The organism is Pseudomonas sp. PS02303, from assembly GCF_029959925.1.
GTDB classification, from domain to species: domain Bacteria; phylum Pseudomonadota; class Gammaproteobacteria; order Pseudomonadales; family Pseudomonadaceae; genus Aquipseudomonas; species Aquipseudomonas mandelii.
In genome coordinates this window covers 1-23,951 of the sequence record NZ_JASCOM010000046.1, presented here as the reverse complement: position 1 = coordinate 23,951, position 23,951 = coordinate 1, and the positions used below count along the sequence as shown (strand labels likewise).

22 protein-coding genes and 1 pseudogene are annotated in these 23,951 nt (G+C 53.5%); 10 read left to right on the top strand and 13 right to left on the bottom strand.

What is annotated here, in order from left to right:
• Positions 1 to 100: 100 nt before the first annotated feature.
• The 3 genes from QMX98_RS13480 to QMX98_RS13470 all read left to right on the top strand — a co-directional run bounded on the left by QMX98_RS13480 (position 101) and on the right by QMX98_RS13470 (position 3,683).
• A complete protein-coding gene (locus tag QMX98_RS13480; RefSeq protein WP_024014911.1) occupies positions 101 to 454 on the top strand; it encodes a co-regulatory protein PtrA N-terminal domain-containing protein in 354 nt (117 codons plus the stop codon).
• 157 nt (positions 455 to 611) lie between these two features.
• Complete coding sequence (locus QMX98_RS13475) at positions 612 to 1,145, top strand: plastocyanin/azurin family copper-binding protein (protein ID WP_019816982.1); 534 nt, start codon at positions 612 to 614, stop codon at positions 1,143 to 1,145.
• 180 nt (positions 1,146 to 1,325) lie between these two features.
• Complete coding sequence (locus tag QMX98_RS13470; protein WP_024014913.1) at positions 1,326 to 3,683, top strand: heavy metal translocating P-type ATPase; 2,358 nt, start codon at positions 1,326 to 1,328, stop codon at positions 3,681 to 3,683.
• 20 nt (positions 3,684 to 3,703) lie between these two features.
• On the opposite strand, the gene QMX98_RS13465 is transcribed toward QMX98_RS13470, so the two are convergent.
• The 4 genes from QMX98_RS13465 to QMX98_RS13450 are packed head-to-tail and all read right to left on the bottom strand — an operon-like array spanning position 3,704 to position 5,546.
• Positions 3,704 to 3,904: a DUF1289 domain-containing protein gene (locus QMX98_RS13465; protein ID WP_019816980.1), complete on the bottom strand. Its 201-nt coding sequence runs from the start codon at positions 3,902 to 3,904 to the stop codon at positions 3,704 to 3,706.
• A 2-nt stretch (positions 3,905 to 3,906) separates the two neighbouring features.
• Positions 3,907 to 4,278, bottom strand: a complete 372-nt coding sequence (locus tag QMX98_RS13460; protein ID WP_045061253.1) for a hypothetical protein — start codon at positions 4,276 to 4,278, stop codon at positions 3,907 to 3,909.
• Positions 4,279 to 4,317: 39 nt separating this feature from the next.
• Positions 4,318 to 5,250, bottom strand: coding sequence for a CDF family Co(II)/Ni(II) efflux transporter DmeF (dmeF, locus tag QMX98_RS13455; RefSeq protein WP_282410885.1), 933 nt, complete (start codon positions 5,248 to 5,250; stop codon positions 4,318 to 4,320).
• A gap of 20 nt (positions 5,251 to 5,270) precedes the next feature.
• Positions 5,271 to 5,546 (bottom strand): metal/formaldehyde-sensitive transcriptional repressor, encoded by a 276-nt coding sequence (locus QMX98_RS13450; protein WP_019816892.1) that lies wholly within the window; start codon positions 5,544 to 5,546, stop codon positions 5,271 to 5,273.
• A 361-nt stretch (positions 5,547 to 5,907) separates the two neighbouring features.
• On the opposite strand from QMX98_RS13450, the gene QMX98_RS13445 reads away from it, so the two are divergent.
• On the top strand, positions 5,908 to 6,108 hold the full coding sequence (locus tag QMX98_RS13445; protein WP_019816893.1) for a heavy-metal-associated domain-containing protein: 201 nt from the start codon (positions 5,908 to 5,910) through the stop codon (positions 6,106 to 6,108).
• Between the two features lie 110 nt (positions 6,109 to 6,218).
• On the opposite strand, the gene flgB is transcribed toward QMX98_RS13445, so the two are convergent.
• Positions 6,219 to 6,632: a flagellar basal body rod protein FlgB gene (flgB, locus tag QMX98_RS13440; protein WP_019816894.1), complete on the bottom strand. Its 414-nt coding sequence runs from the start codon at positions 6,630 to 6,632 to the stop codon at positions 6,219 to 6,221.
• A gap of 383 nt (positions 6,633 to 7,015) precedes the next feature.
• On the opposite strand from flgB, the gene QMX98_RS13435 reads away from it, so the two are divergent.
• The 6 genes and pseudogenes from QMX98_RS13435 (at position 7,016) to QMX98_RS13410 (ending at position 11,853) form a co-directional block, all read left to right on the top strand.
• Positions 7,016 to 7,222, top strand: a complete 207-nt coding sequence (locus QMX98_RS13435; RefSeq protein WP_019816895.1) for a co-regulatory protein PtrA N-terminal domain-containing protein — start codon at positions 7,016 to 7,018, stop codon at positions 7,220 to 7,222.
• Positions 7,223 to 7,399: 177 nt separating this feature from the next.
• Entirely contained in the window at positions 7,400 to 9,376 is a 1,977-nt protein-coding gene (locus tag QMX98_RS13430) for a copper resistance system multicopper oxidase (RefSeq protein ID WP_019816896.1), read from the top strand.
• A 12-nt stretch (positions 9,377 to 9,388) separates the two neighbouring features.
• Entirely contained in the window at positions 9,389 to 9,637 is a 249-nt protein-coding gene (locus tag QMX98_RS13425; RefSeq protein WP_131670796.1) for a hypothetical protein, read from the top strand.
• 4 nt (positions 9,638 to 9,641) lie between these two features.
• Positions 9,642 to 10,583, top strand: a complete 942-nt coding sequence (locus QMX98_RS13420) for a copper resistance protein B (RefSeq protein ID WP_081376980.1) — start codon at positions 9,642 to 9,644, stop codon at positions 10,581 to 10,583.
• Positions 10,584 to 10,592: 9 nt separating this feature from the next.
• A pseudogene (locus QMX98_RS13415) lies at positions 10,593 to 11,396 on the top strand (cytochrome c).
• Entirely contained in the window at positions 11,386 to 11,853 is a 468-nt protein-coding gene (locus tag QMX98_RS13410) for a DUF411 domain-containing protein (RefSeq protein ID WP_032872163.1), read from the top strand. Before QMX98_RS13415 ends, QMX98_RS13410 begins: the two are co-directional and overlap by 11 nt.
• A 303-nt stretch (positions 11,854 to 12,156) precedes the next feature.
• Here the strand turns inward: QMX98_RS13410 and QMX98_RS13405 are convergent, their stop codons facing one another.
• The 8 genes from QMX98_RS13405 to QMX98_RS13370 all read right to left on the bottom strand — a co-directional run bounded on the left by QMX98_RS13405 (position 12,157) and on the right by QMX98_RS13370 (position 23,744).
• Complete coding sequence (locus QMX98_RS13405; RefSeq protein ID WP_282410886.1) at positions 12,157 to 12,489, bottom strand: DUF2790 domain-containing protein; 333 nt, start codon at positions 12,487 to 12,489, stop codon at positions 12,157 to 12,159.
• A 187-nt stretch (positions 12,490 to 12,676) separates the two neighbouring features.
• Positions 12,677 to 14,308 (bottom strand): TniQ family protein, encoded by a 1,632-nt coding sequence (locus QMX98_RS13400; protein ID WP_243753519.1) that lies wholly within the window; start codon positions 14,306 to 14,308, stop codon positions 12,677 to 12,679.
• A 382-nt stretch (positions 14,309 to 14,690) separates the two neighbouring features.
• Complete coding sequence (locus QMX98_RS13395) at positions 14,691 to 16,358, bottom strand: TnsD family Tn7-like transposition protein (protein WP_169836536.1); 1,668 nt, start codon at positions 16,356 to 16,358, stop codon at positions 14,691 to 14,693.
• Between the two features lie 16 nt (positions 16,359 to 16,374).
• The gene (locus tag QMX98_RS13390; RefSeq protein WP_095160024.1) at positions 16,375 to 17,835 is read right to left on the bottom strand and encodes an ATP-binding protein; all 1,461 of its coding nucleotides are present in this window, start codon (positions 17,833 to 17,835) and stop codon (positions 16,375 to 16,377) included.
• A complete protein-coding gene (locus QMX98_RS13385; protein ID WP_282410884.1) occupies positions 17,832 to 20,000 on the bottom strand; it encodes a Mu transposase C-terminal domain-containing protein in 2,169 nt (722 codons plus the stop codon). Before QMX98_RS13385 ends, QMX98_RS13390 begins: the two co-directional genes overlap by 4 nt.
• A complete protein-coding gene (locus QMX98_RS13380) occupies positions 19,997 to 20,851 on the bottom strand; it encodes a TnsA endonuclease N-terminal domain-containing protein (protein WP_045061250.1) in 855 nt (284 codons plus the stop codon). Before QMX98_RS13380 ends, QMX98_RS13385 begins: the two co-directional genes overlap by 4 nt.
• Positions 20,852 to 21,133: 282 nt before the next feature.
• On the bottom strand, positions 21,134 to 22,966 hold the full coding sequence (gene glmS, locus QMX98_RS13375; protein WP_282410883.1) for a glutamine--fructose-6-phosphate transaminase (isomerizing): 1,833 nt from the start codon (positions 22,964 to 22,966) through the stop codon (positions 21,134 to 21,136).
• Between the two features lies 1 nt (position 22,967).
• Positions 22,968 to 23,744 (bottom strand): DeoR family transcriptional regulator, encoded by a 777-nt coding sequence (locus tag QMX98_RS13370; RefSeq protein WP_282410882.1) that lies wholly within the window; start codon positions 23,742 to 23,744, stop codon positions 22,968 to 22,970.
• Positions 23,745 to 23,951 lie beyond the last annotated feature (207 nt).

The window sequence follows — 23,951 nt, the reverse complement described above, 5'->3', positions numbered from 1 at the left end:
TGCTGGCTAGGGTTCAGACATGAGCACTTCATTGGTGCTCGACCGACCTCTGAGCGATGAATCGTATGGAAGTCGGATTCCCTCATGAGGAGCTACCCCGATGAACCACCTGAAAATGCTGTTTTTTGTAAGCTCGATACTGGTCTCGGCTTCTGTGTGGGCTGAAAGCGGCGGAGATCGTGTGATTGAGCGTATGGAAGGTTTGCGCGACAAGGCCGAGGCCACGTTGATGAAAGCTGAACAAGCCCCTGAAGGAGAGCGTCACGTCCACATGGCAGAACACATGAAGATGCTTGGCGACATCATGAGCCAGCTCCACAACGATCACCCAGATGCCTCAATGTCACCCCAACAGCATCTAGCCTGGATGGAGAAGCACGACAAAATTGTTGACGACGTTTTGCGCCAGATGCAGCGCGAGCACAAATTGATGCTTTCAGAAAACCATCAATAAACGCCCCCAGGATAAGTACTTGTCAGCATCTTGTTGCGGCGTCAATTGGACGCCGTATCTATTTAGAAAACTGACAAAGAAGTAATGCCCAAGTCAGTTAGCTGGCAGCTGAGCATCATTAGCATAGCCAATGTTCCCACGTATTCCTGAGGTCACCATGAAAACTACGCTCGCTACCCCGTTCATCGCAGCAATGACCCTTTTTTTCGCTGCTACGGCTATGGCTAATGCTGGGCATGGACAAGACGACATAGGCCAGCCTGGTGTGGCCTCTGACGTTACCCGCACTGTAGAGGTCGAGATGGGCGACATTTTTTTCAAGCCTAAAAGCATCGACGTAAAACCTGGTGAAACAATCCGCTTTGTCCTTCGCAACGAGGGTTCGCTGCTGCATGAGTTCAACATCGGCAAAGCCGCTGCTCATGCAGCACACCAGAAAGAAATGGCAAGCATGTTCAAGAACGGAACATTAAGCCCTACCGGTACCGGGAAGATGAGCGGCATGAGCCACGGCATGGGCGGAATGAAGATGGTCGCAATGGAGCATGACGACCCTAACAGTGTCCTGATTGAGCCTGGCTCAACCCAAGAGCTGATCTGGACCTTCAACGACAGTGCAGGGCTTCAGTTTGCCTGCAACGTGCCGGGGCATTACCAATCGGGAATGGTCGGCGAATTTGATCTGAAATAAACCGGAGTCGGCTGTTTCTGCCGGCCCGACGCAAGAGTTGGCTACGCTAAGTCGCAAGTAACATAGCAACGCTTCTCAGCCGGGGTCCGTGCGGAAACATCACCGCACCACTGTGGAGCCGCAAATCAGCGTTGTACTGAATATGCTCATTTCTAGTAGCACCTTACAAGGGGAATAGACATGCCTACCACCTCTGGCCATCACGACCATAATCACACCCATGCTGCTTCCCGGGATGATGCTGATCTACATGACCCGGTGTGTGGAATGGCAGTCACTTCGTCGAGTAAATTTGCTGAGACTTACCAAGGACAGACGTATCGGTTCTGTAGCCTGAAATGTCAGGAGAAGTTTCGAGCGGACCCTGAGCGCTACAGTGGCCACGTGGTGCGCAACGAGTCAGGCAGCACAACGCCGGAGTCTGCGGTACAAACGGGCACTGAATTTACGTGCCCGATGCATCCTGAAATACGGCAGACCGGCCCCGGTAACTGTCCTAAATGTGGCATGGCACTAGAGCCTGTCATGCCGGCGCTTGATGAAGAAGAAAATCCTGAACTCCGGGATTTCAATCGCCGCTTCTGGTGGTCGCTGCCCTTAACCGTGGTCGTAACCGTGCTCGCGATGGCGGGTCACTCGTTACAACTTCTTCATGGTTCGGCTCAAAACTGGATCGAGTTCGCTCTGGCGACACCCGTGACCTTATGGGCAGGATGGCCTTTTTTTGTAAGGGGACTGGCCTCGGTTAAAAATCGCAGTCCCAACATGTGGACTCTGATTGGGTTGGGCACCGCCGCAGCTTATCTGTACAGCGTCATAGCAACGCTCTTCCCCCAAAGTTTTCCCTCCAATTTCATGCAAGATGGACGTATCGGCGTTTACTTCGAAGCGGCAGCGGTCATCATCTCGCTCACGTTGCTTGGCCAGATCCTTGAGCTCAAAGCCCGATCACAAACTTCCGCCGCCATTAAGTCTCTTCTCGGCCTTTCGCCCAAAACTGCACGCCGGATCAATGCCGATGGCCAGGAGGAAGACATTCCTCTCACACATGTGCACCTGGGAGACCACTTACGGGTCAGACCGGGTGAAAAGGTGCCAGTTGATGGTTCGGTACTTGAGGGTGAAAGTGCGGTGGATGAGTCGATGCTCACTGGCGAGCCAGTCCCGGTAATGAAGAAAGCTGGAGATAGCCTGATCGGCGCCACGCTGAATACGCATGGGAGCCTGGTGATGGAGGCCCAGAAGGTCGGTGCCGAAACCATGCTGTCCCAGATCGTACAGATGGTCGCGAGAGCTCAGCGTTCCAAGGCGCCGATGCAACGAATGGCCGACTCGATTGCCGGCTACTTCGTGATGGGTGTTATCGCGATTGCGATAATGACATTTATCGGTTGGGGGCTTTTCGGCCCTGAGCCCAGTTGGGTGTTTGGTCTAATCAACGCTGTCGCCGTGCTGATCATCGCTTGTCCCTGTGCGTTGGGACTTGCTACGCCTATGTCGATCATGGTGTCGACAGGTAAAGCAGCCAGCATGGGTGTTTTGTTCAGAGATGCCAGTGCAATTGAAAGCCTTTGCAGAATCGACACGCTGATTGTCGACAAGACAGGCACCCTGACAGAGGGACGGCCCGTGTTTCACAGCGTGGAGGCCACTCCCACCTTCAATCCCGACGACGTCCTTCACCTGGCTGCCAGCCTTGATCAGGGCAGTGAGCATCCTTTAGCACATGCGATCGTCGATCACGCCCGAGCCGAGAACATAAAGCTCACCAAGCCCGAATCCTTTGAGTCGGATTCGGGTATCGGCGTCAGTGGCGTTGTCGATGGCAAGAAGCTCCAGCTGGGGAACACAGCGTTGATGGAAGCCGCAGGCGTGAGCACCAACTCCCTACAAGAGCGCGCTGAGGTGTTGCGACTTGACGGCATCAGTATTATCTACCTCGCCGTCGACGGCGCATTGGCAGGTTTGTTGGCCGTATCAGATCCGATCAAGCCAACCTCAAAAGAGGCCGTCACCAAGCTTAAGGCTCACAACGTGAAAATCATCATGGCTACTGGGGACGGGCTTACTACCGCTCGGGCTGTCGCCAGGGAGATGGGGATTGAAGAGGTCCACGGTGAAGTCAAACCCCAAGACAAGGAACGTCTGGTGGCAGACCTACAGCAACACGGGCGAAAAGTGGCCATGGCAGGTGACGGTATCAACGATGCTCCGGCCCTGGCGCGAGCAGATGTGGGGATAGCCATGGGAACGGGGACTGACGTGGCGATGAATAGCGCGCAACTCACGCTGGTCAAAGGTGACCTGATGGGGATCTTACGAGCACGAGCTCTTTCGGTCGCCACAGTTAAAAACATGCGCCAGAATTTGGGCTTTGCTTTTCTCTACAACTCAATGGGTATACCTCTTGCCGCTGGTTTGCTCTATCCATTGACGGGGCACCTCCTGTCGCCAATGATCGCTGCCATAGCCATGAGCGTCAGTTCCGCGTCGGTAGTTTTCAATGCATTGAGGCTGAGGAATACCCGAGTTGACTGACCTTCAAAATTGCAGCGGTTTTAACTCGGGGGGAATGGCGATCCATGTGCTTTCTTCAATCCCTTTAAGCGCGCATTCGCCCTTTGCACAGCGGCCATTTTTTCGGGCCGCTTCATGCGCTTCCACTTTCTGATGTCTTCCTTATTCCGCCCGCAGCTCACACACAGATCACCACTGAGTTGGCAAACCGAGATACAAGGATTCTCGATTTCTTTTGCCATGGTCAGTCCCCCTTAGCTTTATGTAGTTGAGCCACGCGACGTTTCCAGTCGCCTATGTGCGTGCGTTGGCACTCTTGCTCCGAGTCAAAGCGGACATTGCGGTCTGAAACAGGCAGGTCAAGATTGGCCTCTTTCAAGGCGATCGCCGTCAACTCAAAGATGCGGGCCTTCGCGTCAATCTCGGCCCGCTTCCTGTCAGCCAGGGTTTCGAACACCCAGATGACCTTCAGGGTTTCAGCCAACGCACTTAGGTCAGCGGTGTGAGTGAGCCAAATAAACCCCTTTATCTCGTCCTTTGCTGTTTCGCACGCGTCGGTGAGCGTGACGATCAACTGGCGCTCGATCCGAGCCAGTTCACGTTTACCGGGCGGCATCGGTGTGTCCTATAGAGGTTGTGCTGGACAGGCGCTGAGTCATGTCTGCCGGAACTCGACGGTCAGGTGGCTGACTTCGTGAACTGTTTTGAGACGCTCACGAATGCTCTCGGCGTTCACAGTGGCTTCACCTAGAACGCTGACGATCGCCGCGCACGCTTGAGGTCCCACCCTCCAAACGTGCAAGTCTGTAATGGTAGCGCCACCAGGTTTCTCAACGAGTTCGCGGATTTCCTCGGCAACGTGCGCGTCGGTCTGATCGAGCAACACGCCCGCAGTTACCCCCATCAAGGTCCAGGCCCAACGCGCGATAACGATAGCGCCGACGATACCCATGACCGGGTCGAGCCACACCCAACCCAGATATCGACCGGCAAGCAAGGCAGCGATGGCCAGAATCGACGTCAGCGCGTCTGCAACGACGTGGACATAGGCGGACCTCAAGTTGTTGTCGTTTCCGTTGCGGGCATGAGGGTGATCGTGGTCGTGCCCATGTCCATGTCCATGCCCATGCCCATGCCCATGACCCAGCAGCAGGGCACTGACAATGTTGACGAGCAAACCGACAACGGCGATGAGGGTCGCGGTGCCAAACTGAACCGGTGTTGGCTGCAACAAACGCATGAACGATTCAACGCCAATGCCCAACGAAATCATGCCAAGAATCAGCGCCGAGGCGAACCCGCCCAAGTCTCCAACCTTTCCTGTACCGAAACTGTAGCGCTGGCTGGTAGCGTGGCGTTTTGCGTATCCGTAAGCGGCCGCCGCGATGCCCAATGCGCCGGCATGGGTTGCCATGTGGAAGCCATCGGCCAGTAACGCCATCGAACCCGTGATATAGCCGGCGGTGATCTCCCCGATCATCATTACCACCGTGAGTGCTACAACCCAAAGCGTACGCTTGGCATTCTCATCGTGCGCTGAGCCTAGAAACACGTGGTCGTGTGTGTAATCGATGTCGGTCCTGCTCATACGTGTTTACCTGGATGCATTCACTTGGAGTACCGGCGGATAGCTTCAAGAAGCTCTTCGACGCCCTTGTTACGCTCTTCTTCGCTGAGCGCGGGGTTCGCGACATGTGCTCGTGCGTGATCCTCGATGATCTCCTCCATCAGCCCGTTGATGGCACCCCGAGTGGCCGCAACAAGATGTAGTGTCTTGGCGCAGTCGAAGTCCGATTCCAATGCTCGTTCAACAGCTTGAATTTGCCCGGCAATACGTTTTACACGTTTAAGAAGATCGTCTTTGTGTGATGCGATATGACCCACGCTATACCCCCCCTACCTATATAGGGTCGCATGATAGGCCTCCCCCCTATACCTATGCAAGGTTCGCGGGAGGACAGATCAAAGCCGTTGACGAAACGAGAGGCATACAAAATCGTTGGATCAAGCGAGAGAGCCGCAATGTTGCCGTTAGCCGACCTTTACCGACGAGAACAATAGGGCGCACTCCTGGAAACCGTTCAAATGGTAGCGAGCTAATTAGCAGCCGAGTGGTCAAGTCCCGTAAAACTTCTCGAAATCTGCGCTCACGGCTTTGATTAGATAATCGTTGACCTTGCCATGGTGTCAACGTCGATGCTGTCGCTGCGGGGAAAAGACACCGCTCAGCACGAGGGTAATTCACATGGTCGTCTTAGATGTATCAGGCATTGGTTGCGGCAGCTGCGTCGGCAAAATCACCAGAGCGATCCAGGCACTGGACGACAACGCTACGGTCTCCGTCGATCGATCAACCGGTAAGGTGAGTGTTGAAAGTAGCGAAAACGCTGAACAGCTCCGTAAAGCTGTGGAGGCTGTTGGTTTTCCTTCCAAGATCAGCCATTGAATGGAGACGCCTGCTCCTGAGTAGAGCGTCGTCTGATGGTGAATACCTTTGAATCCGAAAGTACCTGAGCCGCTGTATCGGCCAAAGTTGGCTCGCATGCGCCTATGCTGCTAGTCACCGCGCAGAGCTTTGAGCAAACCCTTGAATGCTCCATTTAGCCGAGTAAAAGCGGCATCGAAACGTATCGCGTTTTCCGTGTATTTCGCGACCTCGACCTGCTGATCGACAGTATTTTGGTCCAAGGCAGGCTGAGCCGGCGTGCTGTAAAGCAAGTCGCGCCCGTATATAGCCACCGCCGATTCTTTCTTAAGAAAATGCTTTGCGTTTGTTGTTTTCAAAGAAAACGCAGTGGTAGCAGGTTCTTTGGTTTGGCTGGCGAGCACAGTAGAAAAATCCAAGTCTTGGGCTTTGAAGTTCGGAGTGTCAGCGTTCGCGATATTGTTACTTAAGATCTCAGCTCTTTGGCCACGATAAACTAACGCTCTTTCTGCGGAGCCTAATGCTTTCTCAAAATTAATACTCACAATTAATCACCCTCGGTGGCATTACTATCTTCTTTGATCATTGAACACCCAGCTGTTGCAGCAGAGCATTCAAGTCTCCTATTAATTTTAATGCAGAGACCTAGAACATCGCCTCCGTGAGAATTAATGGAACCCAAAGCAATGATTACACTTCAATCTTATATTCAATAAAAGTCGCGCAATGCGAAAAGATGGAGACCATACGTATTAAATAGCGTGTACTTCAAGAAAAATATTCCAAACTGACACAACTGTAATATTGGCCTAAGCTTCCTGACAGGGGGTGTCTCTTATAGTCCAACTGAGTCTTTTGCTCACCCCCAAAGAGTCCAATCCATGATGTGATTCAGAGGGGATATTTTCACACATCTGAGGTAGCCCATATGAACACCATCAAAACCTTGTTCGTCGTCGCAGCGCTGACTGTTTCCACTCTGGCCATGGCTGAAGGCGGTGGTGACCGGACTTTCGCACGTATGGAAGTGGCCAGGACGAATTCGATGGAATCGTACCAGGTAGCTCAAACGCAGAGCGCTCAACCGCCTGTCGCTGAAAGCAAAGCCAAAGCGATGGACCATAAAAACTGCTGAACGATCAGGCACGCGGCCAAGCTGACAGAAATGTAATCACGAAGGTGGTTTAGATGTGGCAATTTCTGAGCTCGCTTGCAATGAAAAATTCGTCTTTTTTTCGGTACGCGAAGCTCATCTTGCCAACTCACGGGTTGATTTGAACGGCTCCCTTTTGACTGATTGGAAATAAACGGCATGCATTCCAAAACCTCTAGACGGACATTCGTTAAAGGCCTGGCCGCCGGCGGCATCCTTGGTGGCCTTGGTCTGTGGCGCACTCCTGTATGGGCAGTGACCAGTCCCGGCCTGCCGAGCGTCCTCACCGGCAACGAATTTGATCTGTTTATTGGTGAAACGCCGGTAAACATCACTGGCTCGCCGCGCACAGCCATGACCATCAATGGCTCGTTGCCGGGGCCTTTGCTGCGTTGGCGCGAAGGGGAGACGGTCACTCTGCGCGTGAAGAACCGTCTGGATCAAGACACCTCCATCCACTGGCACGGCATTATTTTGCCTGCCAACATGGATGGCGTACCGGGTTTGAGCTTCCACGGCATCGCGCCCGACGGCATGTACGAATACAAGTTCAAGGTGCATCAAAACGGCACGTACTGGTACCACAGCCATTCTGGGTTGCAAGAGCAGGCAGGTGTTTACGGGCCAATAGTCATCGATTCGAAAGAGCCTGAGCCGTTTCAATACAATCGCGACTATGTGGTGATGCTGACTGACTGGACCGATGAGGATCCTGGGCGCGTCATGGCCAAACTCAAGAAACAATCGGACTACTACAACCACCACAAACGTACCGTGGGCGACTTCATCGACGACGTCAGCAAGCAAGGTTGGTCTGCTGCCGTCGCCGACCGGAAAATGTGGGCCGAAATGAAAATGAACCCAACTGATCTGGCAGACGTCAGCGAGGATACTTACACCTACCTCATGAATGGCCAAGCGCCGAACGGCAACTGGACCGGTATTTTTAAGCCTGGCGAGAAGCTACGCCTGCGCTTTATCAATGGCTCAGCGATGAGCTATTTCGATGTTCGCATTCCTGGTTTGAAAATGACCGTGGTGGCGGCCGACGGCCAATATGTCCAACCAGTCAGTGTCGATGAATTCCGAATCGCCGTGGCAGAAACCTATGATGTGATTGTTGAGCCTGCCACCGAGGAGGCTTACACAATCTTTGCCCAGTCCATGGATAGAACCGGCTATGCGCGGGGGACCTTGGCAGTTCGTGAAGGACTGAAAGCACCGGTACCGGCGATCGATCCGCGTCCGCTGTTGACCATGGATGACATGGGCATGGGCGGTATGGCTGGCATGGACCATGGCAGCATGGCTGGCATGGGCGGCGGCGATATGAAACAGGGTGACATGTCAGGTATGGCTGGCATGGATCACAGCAAGATGCAGGGAATGGACCAAGGTGACATGACCGGGATGACCGGCATGGGCAGTGGTGACATGACCAACATGGCCGGCATGGACCATAGCAAGATGGCAGGTATGGACAAAGGTGACATGTCCAACATGGCCGGCATGGACCACAGCAAGATGGCGGGGATGGACAAAGGCGACATGTCCGACATGGCCGGCATGGACCACAGCCAGATGGCAGGGATGGGCGGTATGGGAGGCGAGATGCAATCTCACCCAGCGTCCGAAACCAACAACCCGTTGGTTGACATGCAGGCCATGAACCCAACGCCAAAACTGAACGATCCAGGTATCGGTTTGCGGAACAACGGTCGACGGGTGCTCACTTACTCAGATCTGAAGAGCACTTTCCAGGACCCTGATGGCCGAGAGCCCAATCGCACCATTGAGCTGCATCTGACCGGTCACATGGAAAAGTTTTCCTGGTCCTTCAACGGCATCAAATTTTCTGATGCTGAGCCCCTTCGTCTCAAGTACGGGGAGCGTCTTCGCATCACCTTGGTAAACGACACCATGATGACGCACCCCATCCACCTTCATGGAATGTGGAGCGACCTTGAAGATGAAAACGGCAAGTTCATGGTACGTAAGCACACAATCGACATGCCACCGGGTACCAAGCGCAGCTATCGAGTAACCGCCGATGCTTTAGGTCGCTGGGCCTATCACTGCCACCTGCTTTTCCATATGGAAATGGGCATGTTCCGTGAAGTACGGGTTGATGAGTAAAGGAGACGATCTGTGAGCACACACCTAAATCGTAAATCGCTGATCGGTTGCCTCTTTGCTTTTGGCCTGATGGGTGGATTCTCCTGCGTAGCATTGGCAGTCGAAGAACGTGGTGATCCTTCACCTGCTACTTCTGCGGATGCGCCGAACAAGACTGCGACCACGTCAAACGAGGCAACGCCGAATCACGCGACGATACCTCATACCAAGATGCGCCATGAGTCGATGGATCATGACCATGAAAACAAGAAGGCGGATTGAGATCATGACCAAGAATTTTTTACGCCCAACGTTGATGGTATTGGCAGTTTCTACGAGTCCTGTCTTCTTTGCCGTGGCTCACGCCGCTGAAGAGATGGATCACTCGAAGATGAACCATGGCTCCATGGGAGCGATGGACCATAGCAACATGGGGGCTATGGACCACAGCAAGATGAAAATGGACGACGGTCAAATGACCGGCATGGAAAGTATGGATGAAGGGACGACGACAACCAGTCGAACCCCTGTCCCCGTACTTACCGATGCTGACCGTGCAGCCGCCTTTCCAGATGTCGCTGGTCATGGTGTCCACGACAAAACAATCAACTCTTTCATGCTGCTGGATAAGTTTGAATACCAGGATGCTGACAACGGTAGTGCGTTGGCTTGGGATGCGAAAGGATGGATCGGCGGTGACATTGATCGACTGTGGTTGCGCTCGGAAGGCGAACGTACCAATGGCGTGACGGAAAGTGCTGAATTATCCGCGCTCTGGGGGCACTCCATCGGACCGTGGTGGGACGTCGTCACCGGTGTACGACAGGATTTCAAACCAGGGTCTCCTCAAACCTGGGCCGCACTCGGCATTCAGGGCATGGCCCTCTACAACTTCGAGGCCGAAGCGACTGCCTACATCGGTGAGAACGGTCAATCGGCTGCTCGACTGGAAGGCGATTACGACATTCTGCTGACGAATCGATTGATCTTGCAGCCGACGGCCGAGGTCAATTTTTATGGGAAGAATGACCCTCAGCGCGGCATCGGGTCCGGATTAGCCAACACCGAAGTGGGGCTCCGATTGCGTTATGAGATTGTCCGCCAATTTGCCCCTTATATCGGGGTGAGTTGGAGCCGTTCCTATGGCAATACGGCAGACTTTGCACGTGAGGAAGGTGAAGATGCCAGCGAGGCACGCTTTGTCGCCGGTATCCGGATGTGGTTCTGAGAACCGGGCATGAAGATTACACTGAAGGCACTGATAGCTGCTGGTCTGGCCACCGTAGCAGCGGCTGCCGGCGTGGTATATTTCGGCGTGATCAATGTCGGGGCGGATGATCCCCACTCTGCCCCTGTCTACGCGCTACTTTCTATTGCTCGGGATCGCTCGATCGAAGTGCGCTCGCGCGACATTCAGGTCCCCGACCTGAGCCAAGAAGCCCTCATCCGTGAAGGTGCTGGCAACTACAACTCGATGTGTGTCGGTTGCCATTTGGCTCCGGGCCTTACAGGCACCGAACTGAGTAACAGCCTTTACCCCGCACCTCCGAACCTTTCAAAACTGGGCGTCGATGGGCACCCAGCCGCAGCTTTTTGGATCATCAAGCACGGCATCAAATCCACCGGCATGCCCGCGTGGGGCAAAAGCATGGCCGATCCGTACATATAGGGGATGGTCGCATTTCTCCAGCAGCTTCCGTCACTTGATACAGAGCAATACAAAGCCCTGATCACGAGTAGCGGTGGCCATCAACACGGTGGTGGCGAAAGCGTGATGCACAACCATGAGGGTCAACATGGAACGACCCAGGGGCAAAGTGGCGCAGGTGCTGCCAACCAAAGGGCGGAAGTCCGCGCTAATGATGACGAGAAAAACACGGCACATGCCCATGGCCCCTCCGCAGCGCCGTCTGCAAAGGAGCCTGCGGACCACGCCGATCATAAGGGTAGGGAAGCTTCAGATGATGCGGCCCCGACTCCAACCGTACAGCCCAAATCACATACACATACTGATGGGAAGGAACATACCCATGCGAAATAATTCTCTTCGTCGCAGACGGGCACTTCGTCTCGCTGCTCTCGTGGCTCTGTTCATCAGTTCAGCCAGTCACGCAGCAGAGCCATTGACGATCGATGTACATCGCGACGCTAATTGCGGATGCTGCAAGAAATGGGTCCAGCACCTTGAAGCCAGCGGCTTTACCGTCGTTGATCACGTGGAAACCAACATGAGCGCGATCAAGCGCGGTCTCGGGATTTCTCCTGAGCTCTCGTCCTGTCACACAGCAACCATCAACGGAAAGTTTGTTGAAGGTCACGTGCCCGCCGAGCAAATCATTGCGATGAGCAAACGTGATGACCTGCTCGGGATTGCCGTTCCAGGCATGCCGGCCGGCTCCCCAGGAATGGAAGTGGACGGGAAACATGACGCGTATAACGTAATCGGCTTGTCAAAGGCAGGCACAGACCACGTCGTTGCTGAATACCCCGAAAACTGATCTTCTAATCTCACTCCTGCATGGTGAAGGTCATGGCCGTGCAGAGGACATAGCTCATTTCGAACGTAAAAAAGGCGCCACTAGGGCGCCTAAACCACCTCCCAAACCAAAGGAAAAACAAGGAGGCGGGATGTATCAGGTGGTCGAGCAATTGTTTACTGCACGTTAGAAACCCTTCGACTGACGGAATGATTTCATAAAATGGATAACTTCAGGCTTTCCTGAAAATTACTTCTACGTCAGCGAGCAGTAAGCTAGTTTCGGACAAAGGAGAATTATGCAGTTCTTAAATAATTTCATTGTCTAGCTTCCATGGGGGCAGTTGTCGGCCATGACCTTATATTCCACGGTGTTAAGCTTGCCCGTAGAGTCTTCATAGGTCATGCGCGAAGGGGCAACCCCACAGGTTTTATTGGCTTGCGTGACACTGACGACCTTCTGGATATCGAGGTTCATACCATATTCATAATGAACAATTTCAGGAGGAGTCTTACCGTTCCTTGAGGCATATTGTTCCATTGCCTGTTGGTTCTCTTGCATCATTCGACCATACACGCGGTCACCGCCTCCTTCAGCCATGGCTAATGAAGATAAGGTCAAAATCCAAGCGGCGCAAAACGCTTTCACTGCTGTCATTGCTTTCATGATTTTCTCCTAAAGCTCAATTTACTGAGTTAAAGAGTAACAAGTGAAAGCTTTCAGAAAGCTGCCGCGAAGGTTACTAATGTGAAAGGTGGACGCTACCCCGCATTTACGCTTTCAAGCCAGATGGGATTTTTGTTAACACCAAAGGTTGGCAGACGCTGACGGAACAAAGATGCCCTCAAAAGCTTATTTGAACCGGTGGTCCCTCCCAATTCCTCGATACGCCGGTAGACCTGAGCAGGGCCTCCGCGTCGACCCCGGTTCTTGCCAGGCTTTCCAGATCCCACTCGAAGAAACTGCAAAAAACCAGGAAAACCTTGCTTGATACCGCTGAGGTCAATCTTACCGTCGAGTAATTCACGGGGAGCTTCATCCTGATGAGTTCAGAGACAGTCCACACCAAAGTTCTTAGACGAAAATGCCATACTGACTCCTGATGAATCTTGATCTGTTGATAAGTAAGAGGGAACCTCTGCTTGCGTAGATCCAGCTCATGAGGTAACGAACCTGGGAGCAGCGATTGCAAATTCCGAATGTTCACTCTCTTCGGATCTTTCGTAACTTTATACAGCTCATCTACGCCCGCTTCGATAAGGGCTGCATAGGCGTCGTCTCTTGAGTCGACGGACTTTTCGACCTTAACTGTAGCTTTTTTAGGGGCATGGAGTTTTGCCATTAACCATGCGTTATCATTTTCTAGAATCCATTGCGTAGGTTTGTACGCCTTCTTCCAGAGGTACTCGATATTGGCATCGGTACGTAGCGCTAAAAGCAACTCGATTTTTTGGCGATATCTAGTTTTTTGACTAAGACGCGATTCTTCGACTTTGGGCGCTCGCGGAGAAACAGCGGCACTCAGCAGAATAGACTCATTCTTCAGAGCCTCTTCAAAGCCATCTGCACTGGAAAACAAATGAAGAGCAATGATCAAATGCCGCGCGAGCGGCATATTTAGCTGACCTTTATCTGATTTGAGCCGGATCCATTGCTCATGCTTTCCGGTGTTGTAGGCTGGATCAATCTGCGCCAAAAGCTCATCGCCGTAAGCGCTTTGGATGCTGTCGAATAGTTTTGCGATACCCGCATTTTTTCCGAAAATGAATCCGCGTTTCTTGCATTGGCGGACGTAGCACGAACTTAATACCGTACTGCCTATCGGAGGGATATTGCGTTGCAGGATATCGTGTGCGAACAGAGCGACTTTCTGTTCCATCTTTGACCCCTTGTGTATTGCTGCGCTGTTTAACGGGCTCCAGCCGCATGCGCATGGCTCAGTCAGATTGGGAAGCAGCTTCAATTTACGGTAGAACGGGCGAGAGCACTCGGGGCAGGCATGGATCAATGCGTCGCCATGACGCCAACAGACGGCAACACCGGGTATCTGGTGAGATCGATGCCAGTAGGCAGAACCCCGCTCAATCAAATCTTCCTGAACGCAGGTAGGACAAAGCTTAGCCTTGCCATGGGTGGACTCTTCTCTGCGGGGCACCCGTACCACCCCGTCATAACCCAGCGGTCCTTCGTTGTTCTCCGGCCCCTGCTTAACCCCAAGAAACGGCCGGTAAGCAGGAAAAGTAGTATTGCTACTGATCAGCTCTGCGAGATTGCTCTCCGATTGCCCCGGCAGCCTGTGTGCGAGCCTCTCGATCTGCTTGGGTACGATGCCACCAATGCAAAAGGGTTTCGATGCGAACAAATCGCGGTAGGTTTCTGTCGCGGTTCTATTGCCTGACAGATAGTGATAGCGGGTGACACGAGAGTGCAGCATTTCATCCGGCATCGACACGGGAAAAAATAATAGATCAGACATCATTTACCAATTAAAGGTAGGGGTCGAAGAGAACGTGCATCCGGGGGCAGTATATATGCAACCCGTAAAATTCTGTATCCGGTCTGGATTTGGAAATGACACAGCCGCTCAATTTTGAATCGTAGTAAATTCATCTAAACCCCGCCGCGCCCGTACTCCTTGAAATACAGAACACGTATCGATAACCCGTGTAGGTCAGCCAATGGCGATTGCAAAACTATTTCGGGTGATCGCGGGTTAGTACGTTTTAGATGATGATTGTGATGATCCAGCGTATGCCGACGCTATTCTCGTGGGTGCAAATTTTCATTAACAGAAAAACAATGTGTTCACGGTGAATTGATTTAGAACTTTTTTTAGATGGAGAGAATGCCCGGCTGGATTACAGCGGGGGCCGAATGCTCGCGACTCTGTAGAGCGAAGAACGTGATATAGGCATGCCCTCCGAGAACAATTGGCGTCTAGCCCATTGCAGACGCCTATCGTGAAAGCCTTCGATTGGTTCACATACTTTTTCGAGCATTGCTGCACAGAGAGGAAGCTTGCAGAGCTGCTTTTCGAAGCGAGAAAGAACATGAAGCTCCCGACCAATCCTGGTACGCGAAATGCGGACAGGCTTACCCGCGAGAGCATAAAGCGTGTCGGCACACTGACGGACTTCGCCGGACAGTCTCGCATCGAGGGCAGCGAACATTTCGGCGCTATTCAGACGGGGCGTACGATGGGGGCTTGGGTTTGCAGTTGACTCCGAAAGCCACTGTCTGTCGTGACGATACAGCCACGCATACCCCCTGCATGCATGTGCTTTGTACAATCGATAATCAGCCTCGAAAGCCGCGCGTCTTGCGCATAGCTCAATGTGAAATCGCGCCTCCCTCCAAGCATCTTGCCCGCCGGGTACATTTCGGATGTGACGATAGACATATGCTGATGAAACGCCTAGAACGGCAGCGATCTTTTTGGCATCAGCTCCTTCAAGAGCATGTTCCCACACAGCGGCTGACGAACAGTCCAGGCCTTCACCAGGCATCACCGGAGAAAGGCGCGCGTGAAGCCGAATGTGAGCTTTCGGATCACATGCCACCGCCTGTTTCACAGGGCATTGACCATGCAGCAAGCTCACCATTTCAACGCCCAGAGCACCGGCCAATAAGATGTATTTGAGCGGATGGTGAGAGCTTATAGGCGTACGAAGCAGCTTCGTGACCCATGAGGCGGGTGTACCTGCACGAACATCTCCGAGTATAGAAAATTCCCATTCTCGCGGGAGTGCGGCAAAAAAATCGGCCATGTGCTGCGCCAGCAAGTGCAGGTGCAAGCGATGGTTATCAGAAGCAAGGTTGAGCTGCGTTGCCCTGTGTAAAAGCGTGAAGCGCACCGCCTCCGCCGACAAAGCAGTGACTTCAGACTCGAGGACCTGAAGTGAGCGCAACGCGATTTCGTGAAGCGGTGGCATGCACCGCAACGGGGTGTCGAGAAGTACTGTGTGTGCTTGCACATTCTCATCACTGGGCAGATTGAGTTGTCGAGAGCTGCGGCTGGACCAGCGAGGATCAAGGATCCTGAGTGACGTACCGTGATGCGGACATACCAGCACGCCTGGAAGCATGTGGACCCTGTGCCAGTAAGCGACTCCCCGTTGAGCCTGATCTTGGGCGATACATTCTGGACATAACCGCACTCGGGAGGCGAATCCAATACGGCTCGCGTTGACGCCCAGCTTTAACATCAAGCCTTTACCACCAGCGGTCATCAGCGTCCGAGCGTGTTCAACCTGGCTCCCCCTCAAAAACGGCGCGTAATAGGGTAGTAATGTGTGGCGCATCAGGACGTCGGCTACCGATAGCTCGGTACCGCTGGGTAGCGCGTCGACAAAATCCCCTAAGTGACTCGGGAATGCCACATTCTGCGAAAAAGCTGCCGCCGATTTCAGTCCGGCAAATGCTGCTTGGCAATTACGAACACCGCAAAGACGGGCATAACGAGAAATCACGCTGTGCAGCGTCTCGTCGGGAAACGCGGCGGGGAAGAAATGGAGTTTAAGCTGCACTTCACCCCCCTCCTACTCACGCTTTGTGATACATCGGTGAGAACTCAAACAGGTCCTCGTTGAGCCAGCCCGCAGCGCGCAGAGCGTCGAGGGGAGCGTCATGTTCGCTAAGCGCTTTAGCCTCTGAGTTTTCCACAGCAGTAGCAATCGGCGATGGGTGATCTTTCGCAAGAATGGTTGGAGATGGGTCTGCCGGTTTCTCACGGGATACAACGCTTCGAAGCAAGGTGAGGCGATCCTCTCGTGCCAATCCATCGAAGACCATCATTTCGCTCAGTTGATCCTCAATCGGCAGCAAATCGTCAAACTGTCGCATCCGCTTCGGATCACGGCTACGCAGGGCTGAAAGGGCTGGCTTTAGAATCTGCATTTTTGAGTTGCTTACCTTCACCATGACCTCGGCAGTCAAACACTCCGAGCCACTCTGGACCGCATAACGCTGACTCAATACCAGCAGCTTGACCAGGAAATCTGTCACGCCTTGAGTGTGTTCATACAGCGTGTCAAAAATCTCGTCGGTCAGCTCGGCAGTCTGCTTGCACCACTGATAGCTCCAGAGATTTTCGACCAACAACCGCCACTCCTCATCATCCTTTTCGAATCGTTTGAATTCGAGCGTACCGGCACCACAAACTCGGCGGGCAGTCCGCATGGCTTCTGAGAACAGGCTAATTGTCGAGTTCGTGCCACTGAAAACCACCGGGATACCGATGTTGTTTACCAAGTGCAGGAAAAAATTCAGCATGCTCTCTTTACCACCGGTTTTCGCCAGGTGGAGGTTTTGCAGCTCGTCGATCAACAAGGCGCCGATGAAAAACGTGCTGGCCACCTGCTCCATCTGTTGCAGCGCATCATTGATGTTTCGATGCCTGTAGCGCTTGTGGTAGTCCTTATCTCCTAGAGCGTCACCAACCGCATAAAAAAACTGCTGGCAAAATCCAGCCAGCGATCCATCCCGAGGGCAGTCAAGCTTCAGCCATGTGATTTGGGTATGAACAAACTGCTTTCCCTCATAGCGCTCATGACGGATTGTCTGTGGATAAAGGCTCAAGATGGCGTGGAGCGCCGTCGACTTGCCAATGCCGCTCAGGCCGACGACGGTAAACGTTTCTGCAGTGGACTTGAACGCATCGTGGTAACGCTGAGCTCCCGATAAAGAATGCAAATGCCGGACGGTAGCGGGCGACATAGGGTTACGCCCGACATACCCTCGACGGATGAGCAGTGAGAACAGGGCCTCCAGTTCCAGATGTAGCAAGAACGGCTGTACGACGGTTCTCAGCCTGTCGATACAGTGAATTCGAGTGGCTCCTTCGAGCGTCAGCTCTTTCGGATCCACCGGCTGAGGAAAGTTCGAGATCAGTTCAACAGCCGCCGCCTCCGACAATATCGGAGGCAAAGCTTCGATCAGCGGGTTACCCGCGTACTCACTAATGTCCTGTCTGACGTAATTGGCAAACGTCTGTGCACCTTTCATTTTGCCTGTCCTGGCCGAATTCTTTTGAGCAAATCGATAACCTGCGCGGTGCGCTCGCCGGCATATGAATCATGCGCTTTCGGTGTCGTTTCAGATTGAAGTGAAGCTGGCTCCACCCTCACGCCTTCAGGAACAACCGCATTTTCACGCTCACGGAGACGTTCTTCTGCGCGGTTCTCGCGGATGTGTCCAGTGGCCTCTGCCTTAGTAGGCGGAGCAGGTTCCTGTTTTCGTTCTGCGAGCGCGTGACTGATGATCTGGTGGACCTGATCGCTAAGCTGCACACGGCTTTCCAGCTCAGCTCGACGGCGAGTAGGCGGTTTTTGGCGATAGGCTTCGAGCAGATCAAAAATCTCGTCCGAGCGATAATTCGCGTAACCGGCATCCGATCGTCGAAGATCACAACGGATAAACTGCTTGGCCTCTCCTTGAATCCAAATGTGTGCCGCAGAGTTCGGATCGAACCAACACTCTATTGACCAAACGCCCCCTTTGCGAGCCTTGGCAAACCAATCTTTCTCTATGGCCATATCACACACGTAGTGCATGCCGCGAAACATCACTCCGCCCTTTTGAACGGTCGCGCGCTCACGCGGTAAAAGGTGGAGATAAACCAGCTCGTCGGGACGTTTGTTGGATTCGATCAGGTCGTTGTCGCAGGCCCAATTCCATATACCGTTAGGCGTAGGTTCTACGCCGTCATTCATCATCGCTTGAGTCAGTCGGTCAGGCTGTCGATGGTGACGGTTATAGTGGAGCACGCAATTGATGAGGATTTGGGTGAACTCTTTGAGGTTCAGCGTGGCATCGAGCCGGTAATCTCGCTCGCCGCGCTCTTTGTCCCGCGCAGCTACCCCGCCAGGTAGCCACCTGATACCCGTCAAATCATTCAAAATGCCAAACCGACTTTCTACCATAGGCTTCCAATCAGGCCGATAAGGTGGGGCAGTGCCCATCTCAATTCCCAACCCTGAGGATAACCCCTCTGCTGCGAGTGACAGCATCTCTCCCCGGTCGGCGTAAATCTGGTGGGGCAGGTGGTGACAATTCCAATCATCTGCATTGATGTCAACGCCGTTCTGAGCGCAGAACTCGACTTTGGAGGTAAACGCGTTGAACAGCGCTTGTCTCGCCCCATTCCAACTAGGGCCCTCCAATCCTACATAGAGACCAGCAATTATTCCGGAGAAACTATCCACTACGATATAAACAACGGGCCGACCAATGAGCATCCGTCTAGAGTAGCTGTTGACCAAATAAATATCGGCAATCGTTGCGTCGATTTCGAACTGATGACAGGGTCCACGCAGCCAATCTCGAACGGTACCTGAAAGCGGACGGCAATCCTTTAACCACCTCCTCAACCCTTTACGGCCACGCTCGGTTTCAATCTCGTCGAAAAAAATCTGTCCCCAATATTGGAACTGCCTCAAGCTGGGGAGTTCTGAACCAGGCAACAAACGAAGCTCTTCTTCACTGTTTTTAGAGATGTCTCGAACAGAGTAGAATCGTCTCAACATTTCGTCATATGCGCTCGAAATAGATGATTTCTTATCTCTTACATAAAGAGCATATCCAACACGGATGCATCGTTTATCAACTGCACTGAGCATCTTGGAAGGCGAAGTAAGAACGCCTTGAAATTTAGGCTTTCGCCCTGGTGGCCTGCTCGGATCATATTTTCTATCGGCAACACCTACCGCCGTATAATTATTAAGCAATGAGTTGCGAACTTGACCATAAAACCAATATCGGTAAAGAAGCCGATAGATCGTTTTCCGCTGGATTCCGAGCTCTGACGCCCGTCTGCTAACAAGCCGGCCTAACTCACCTCGTACAAATATTTGTCCCGGGTATTCAGGATCTAATAGAGGGGCGATGACGGCCCACTTTTCGTCCCGGCCTTGCTTGGCTCTCTCATCCAACTGTTCCTCAAGCACAAGCATAAACTCGGGCGTGGTGATGGCTGCTGGTTTGGTGTGACCAGACGCTATCGAGCGACGCAGCTCATCCAGACCAACCGCGTACGGCTGCCGGGGTGGGTCAGCTAGATCCATCAAAACTGCTAAGTCATGCGTTTCATCCTGGTAAAGGAGCCTGGCTATCGTAGCAATGACCGACAGATCGGTTACAGGCTCGAAAACGTCATTAACGAGAACAGTCATGATAATTTCTCCTTCAACGATACTTGGACAGGGCCCGGTGAAACTTCGAAGCCAGGAACTAGACCAGTAAGGTGGAGAGGAGTGTTAACCAAATCGATTTTCAGTATCTTGTTCCAAACCAGATGAAAGAAAATTGCTTGAGCGTCTATATAGGAAATGGACAGAAGTGATGCTATTTTTCTTAGACAGGTGGCCAAGGTCCACGAATATTCCCGGCTGTTTACAAGGCACTCGATAAAACTCGAATGCAACGGCGCTTTCATTAAATCACGAGAGAGCTTCGAGTACCTCCTGATTAGTCCAAGATTTTTAATCAAATCTCGTGTAAAAAACTCGTCTGTTACGATTTTCCAATCAACACCTTGGCTTTCCCAAAAACGCTTTTCAATTTCAAGTTTTTCAAGCGTTCTTTTACTTCCATTGCCAATTAAATCGGAACGATACTTCACCGTCCTAGCTACCGATTTGAAGTTTCCGCTCGGGTCCTTAACAGTTAACAGGAAGTCTGTTGTCATCACATAAGGCAGTGTTGTTCTAGGGTATCTTGGATAGCGTACATCGATCGCCGACGCTATCGCTTGCGCACGCTCTGTGGGTAGTAAAGGGTATTGCTCCCGTATATCCACGACGTCTTCAGAAAATTCACACACAAGGAAGTACGAACGCTCGAGATCTGACAGGAGGTGATGAATCCTCTCGATCTTCACGCCTTGAATCTTGTGCGAACGACCTATCGACGGGACATCTTGTACCCGCAGCCAAGGCACGTAGCTTGCCCCGGCGCCTTCGCCAAATCCATTTGCAATGTGCCGTTCAATGTCCTGCTGTGATGCAAACTTACGACCTCGCAACCCACGCCTCCTCAGTCGATGCGGACCGCTTCACCTCGCGCCGAGAAAAAGTCGTAGAAGGACACGACCGGCAAAGCGGCCGTATACAAAACGTTTTCTAGACTACACCCGCTGAAAGTTGAAGCGATGATTCCAGACCAAAGGGAAAGCCTGGAAAGGAAAACCCCCGTAGATACGGGGGTTTGAGCCTTGTGTCAATCTATGTTCGTCAGTGTCAAACTTTATTGTTTTGTGTCAATCTTTATTGTTAAAAACCATAGTGTTCAGTCAGCTGTGGATAACTTATTCCACCGTCACCGACTTCGCCAGATTCCGCGGCTGGTCAACGTCAGTGCCTTTCAACACGGCCACGTAGTACGACAGCAACTGCAGCGGGATGGTGTAGAGGATTGGCGACAGGATGTCGTGGATGTGTGGCATGTGGACAACGTGGGTGCCTTCGCCGTTGGTCATGCCAGCCTTCTCGTCTGCGAAGACGATCAACTGGCCGCCACGGGCTCGGACTTCCTGGAGGTTGGATTTCAACTTCTCCAGCAGTTCGTTGTTCGGAGCCACGGTGACCACGGGCATGTCGTTATCCACGAGCGCCAACGGACCGTGCTTCAGTTCGCCGGCCGGGTAGGCTTCAGCGTGGATGTAGGAGATTTCCTTGAGTTTCAGGGCCCCTTCCATTGCGACCGGGAATTGCGCGCCACGACCGAGGAACAGGGTGTGGTTCTTCTCGGCGAACAGCTCGGCGATTTTCTCTACGGTGCTGTCCATGGCCAAGGCTTCGCCCAGACGGGTTGGCAGACGACGCAGTTCTTCAACCAGGGTGGCTTCGACGCCTTTGGCCAAGGTGCCGCGAACCTGACCCAGGGACAGGGTCAGCAACAGCAGGCCGACCAATTGGGTGGTGAAGGCTTTGGTGGAGGCCACGCCGATTTCGCGACCGGCCTGGGTCAGCAGGGTCAGGTCGGATTCACGCACCAGCGAGCTGATGCCGACGTTGCAGATCGCCAGGCTGGCGAGGAAGCCCAGTTCCTTGGCGTTGCGCAGGGCAGCCAGGGTATCGGCGGTTTCGCCGGACTGAGAGATGGTGACAAACAGGGTATCCGGTTGCACCACGACTTTGCGGTAGCGGAATTCACTGGCGACTTCGACCTGGCACGGGATACCGGCCAGCTCTTCGAGCCAGTACCGGGCAACCATACCGGCGTGGTAGCTGGTGCCGCAGGCGACGATCTGTACGTTGCGCACTTTGGCGAACAGCTCGGCAGCCTGTGGACCGAACGCCTGCACCAAGACACCGTTCTGGCTCAGACGACCTTCGAGGGTGCGTTGAACCACGGCCGGTTGCTCGTGGATTTCCTTGAGCATGAAGTGGCGGAATTCGCCCTTGTCGGCTGCTTCAGCGCCGTCGCGGTACTGCACGCTTTCGCGCTCGACGGTTTGGCCGGTCACGTCCCAGATGTGCACGCTGTCGCGGCGAATTTCGGCGATATCGCCTTCTTCCAGGTACATGAAACGGTCGGTGACCTGACGCAGGGCCAACTGGTCGGAAGCGAGGAAGTTTTCACCCAGGCCCAGACCGATCACCAGCGGACTGCCACTGCGCGCTGCCACCAGGCGATCTGGTTGATCGGCGCTGATAACGGCCAGACCATAAGCACCGTGCAGTTCTTTAACGGTGGCTTTGAGGGCCACGGTCAGATCGCGCAGGTCCTTGAGTTTGTGGTTCAGCAGGTGTGCGATGACTTCGGTGTCGGTGTCCGAGGTGAACACGTAACCCAAGGCTTTCAGCTGTTCGCGCAGGGCTTCGTGGTTCTCGATGATGCCGTTGTGCACCACGGCCAGGTCGCCGGAGAAATGCGGGTGCGCGTTGCGCTCGCACGGCGCACCGTGAGTGGCCCAGCGGGTGTGGGCGATGCCGAGGCGACCGATCAGAGGTTCGGCTTCCAACGCGTTTTCCAGTTCGCTGACCTTGCCCGGACGACGCATGCGCTCGAGCTTTTCGTCGTTGGTGAAGACCGCCACACCGGCGCTGTCATAGCCACGGTACTCCAGGCGCTTGAGGCCCTCGAGCAGGATGGCGGTGATGTTACGTTCTGCGACTGCGCCGACAATTCCACACATGCTATTTCTCCTGACTGACAGCCGCGCAAATCAAATTGATGCCGCGGGCCTGAATCTGATCGCGTGCCGCTAGTGGCAGGCGTTCATCGGTAATGAGGGTATGGACGCTGCTCCAGGGCAGCTCCAGATTAGGAATCTTGCGGCCGATCTTGTCGGCCTCCACCATCACGATCACTTCACGGGCGACGTCAGCCATGACCCGGCTCAGACCCAGCAATTCATTGAAGGTGGTGGTACCGCGAACCAGGTCGATGCCATCGGCACCGATGAACAACTGGTCGAAGTCGTAAGAGCGTAGTACCTGCTCGGCGACCTGGCCTTGAAAGGACTCGGAATGCGGGTCCCAGGTGCCGCCGGTCATCAACAGCACCGGCTCGTGTTCGAGTTCGCTCAACGCATTGGCAACGTGCAAGGAGTTGGTCATCACCACCAGGCCCGGCTGTTGGCCGAGTTCCGGGATCATGGCGGCGGTGGTGCTGCCGCTGTCGATGATGATCCGAGCATGCTCGCGAATCCGCGTAACAGCGGCGCGGGCGATGGCTTGCTTGTATTTGGAAATCGGTTGACCGATGTCGGCTACCAGCTCCTGAGGCATGGTGATCGCCCCGCCGTAACGGCGTAGCAGCAGACCATTACTTTCAAGCGCAGCCAAATCCTTGCGAACCGTAACTTCGGAAGTTTCGAAGCGCTTGGCCAGCTCGTCCACACTGACTTCGCCCTGTTCATTGAGCAAGGCGAGAATGTTGTGGCGGCGTTGGGGTGTATTGCGTTTCGACATGAGCGAGTAAGTTTCGATTCGAAAGATAACGGAAGCAATCAAAACCTATTGGCGAAACTTCGTCAAGTCTGCGCTAGAAAAATCATCTGTGGATAAAAGCTTCGCGGGCAAGTCGGATCGCCACCCGCTCGCTCCTATGGGCCGGAGTCATTCACAAAATTTGTTAACGACATGGATCCTTCAAGAGCGAGTGGGCGGCGATCCGAC

Coding starts and splice junctions, on each gene's coding strand:
- QMX98_RS13480 (WP_024014911.1), top strand. CDS start 101: ATGAACCACCTGAAAATGCTGTTTTTTGTAAGCTCGATACTGGTCTCG.
- QMX98_RS13435 (WP_019816895.1), top strand. CDS start 7,016: ATGAACACCATCAAAACCTTGTTCGTCGTCGCAGCGCTGACTGTTTCC.
- QMX98_RS13370 (WP_282410882.1), bottom strand. CDS start 23,744: ATGTCGAAACGCAATACACCCCAACGCCGCCACAACATTCTCGCCTTG.
- QMX98_RS13465 (WP_019816980.1), bottom strand. CDS start 3,904: ATGGCAAAAGAAATCGAGAATCCTTGTATCTCGGTTTGCCAACTCAGT.
- QMX98_RS13470 (WP_024014913.1), top strand. CDS start 1,326: ATGCCTACCACCTCTGGCCATCACGACCATAATCACACCCATGCTGCT.
- dmeF (WP_282410885.1), bottom strand. CDS start 5,250: ATGAGCAGGACCGACATCGATTACACACACGACCACGTGTTTCTAGGC.
- QMX98_RS13385 (WP_282410884.1), bottom strand. CDS start 20,000: ATGACTGTTCTCGTTAATGACGTTTTCGAGCCTGTAACCGATCTGTCG.
- QMX98_RS13400 (WP_243753519.1), bottom strand. CDS start 14,308: ATGTCTGATCTATTATTTTTTCCCGTGTCGATGCCGGATGAAATGCTG.
- QMX98_RS13405 (WP_282410886.1), bottom strand. CDS start 12,489: ATGACAGCAGTGAAAGCGTTTTGCGCCGCTTGGATTTTGACCTTATCT.
- QMX98_RS13390 (WP_095160024.1), bottom strand. CDS start 17,835: ATGAAAGGTGCACAGACGTTTGCCAATTACGTCAGACAGGACATTAGT.
- QMX98_RS13430 (WP_019816896.1), top strand. CDS start 7,400: ATGCATTCCAAAACCTCTAGACGGACATTCGTTAAAGGCCTGGCCGCC.
- QMX98_RS13460 (WP_045061253.1), bottom strand. CDS start 4,278: ATGCCGCCCGGTAAACGTGAACTGGCTCGGATCGAGCGCCAGTTGATC.
- glmS (WP_282410883.1), bottom strand. CDS start 22,966: ATGTGTGGAATTGTCGGCGCAGTCGCAGAACGTAACATCACCGCCATC.
- QMX98_RS13410 (WP_032872163.1), top strand. CDS start 11,386: ATGCGAAATAATTCTCTTCGTCGCAGACGGGCACTTCGTCTCGCTGCT.
- QMX98_RS13420 (WP_081376980.1), top strand. CDS start 9,642: ATGACCAAGAATTTTTTACGCCCAACGTTGATGGTATTGGCAGTTTCT.
- QMX98_RS13475 (WP_019816982.1), top strand. CDS start 612: ATGAAAACTACGCTCGCTACCCCGTTCATCGCAGCAATGACCCTTTTT.
- QMX98_RS13445 (WP_019816893.1), top strand. CDS start 5,908: ATGGTCGTCTTAGATGTATCAGGCATTGGTTGCGGCAGCTGCGTCGGC.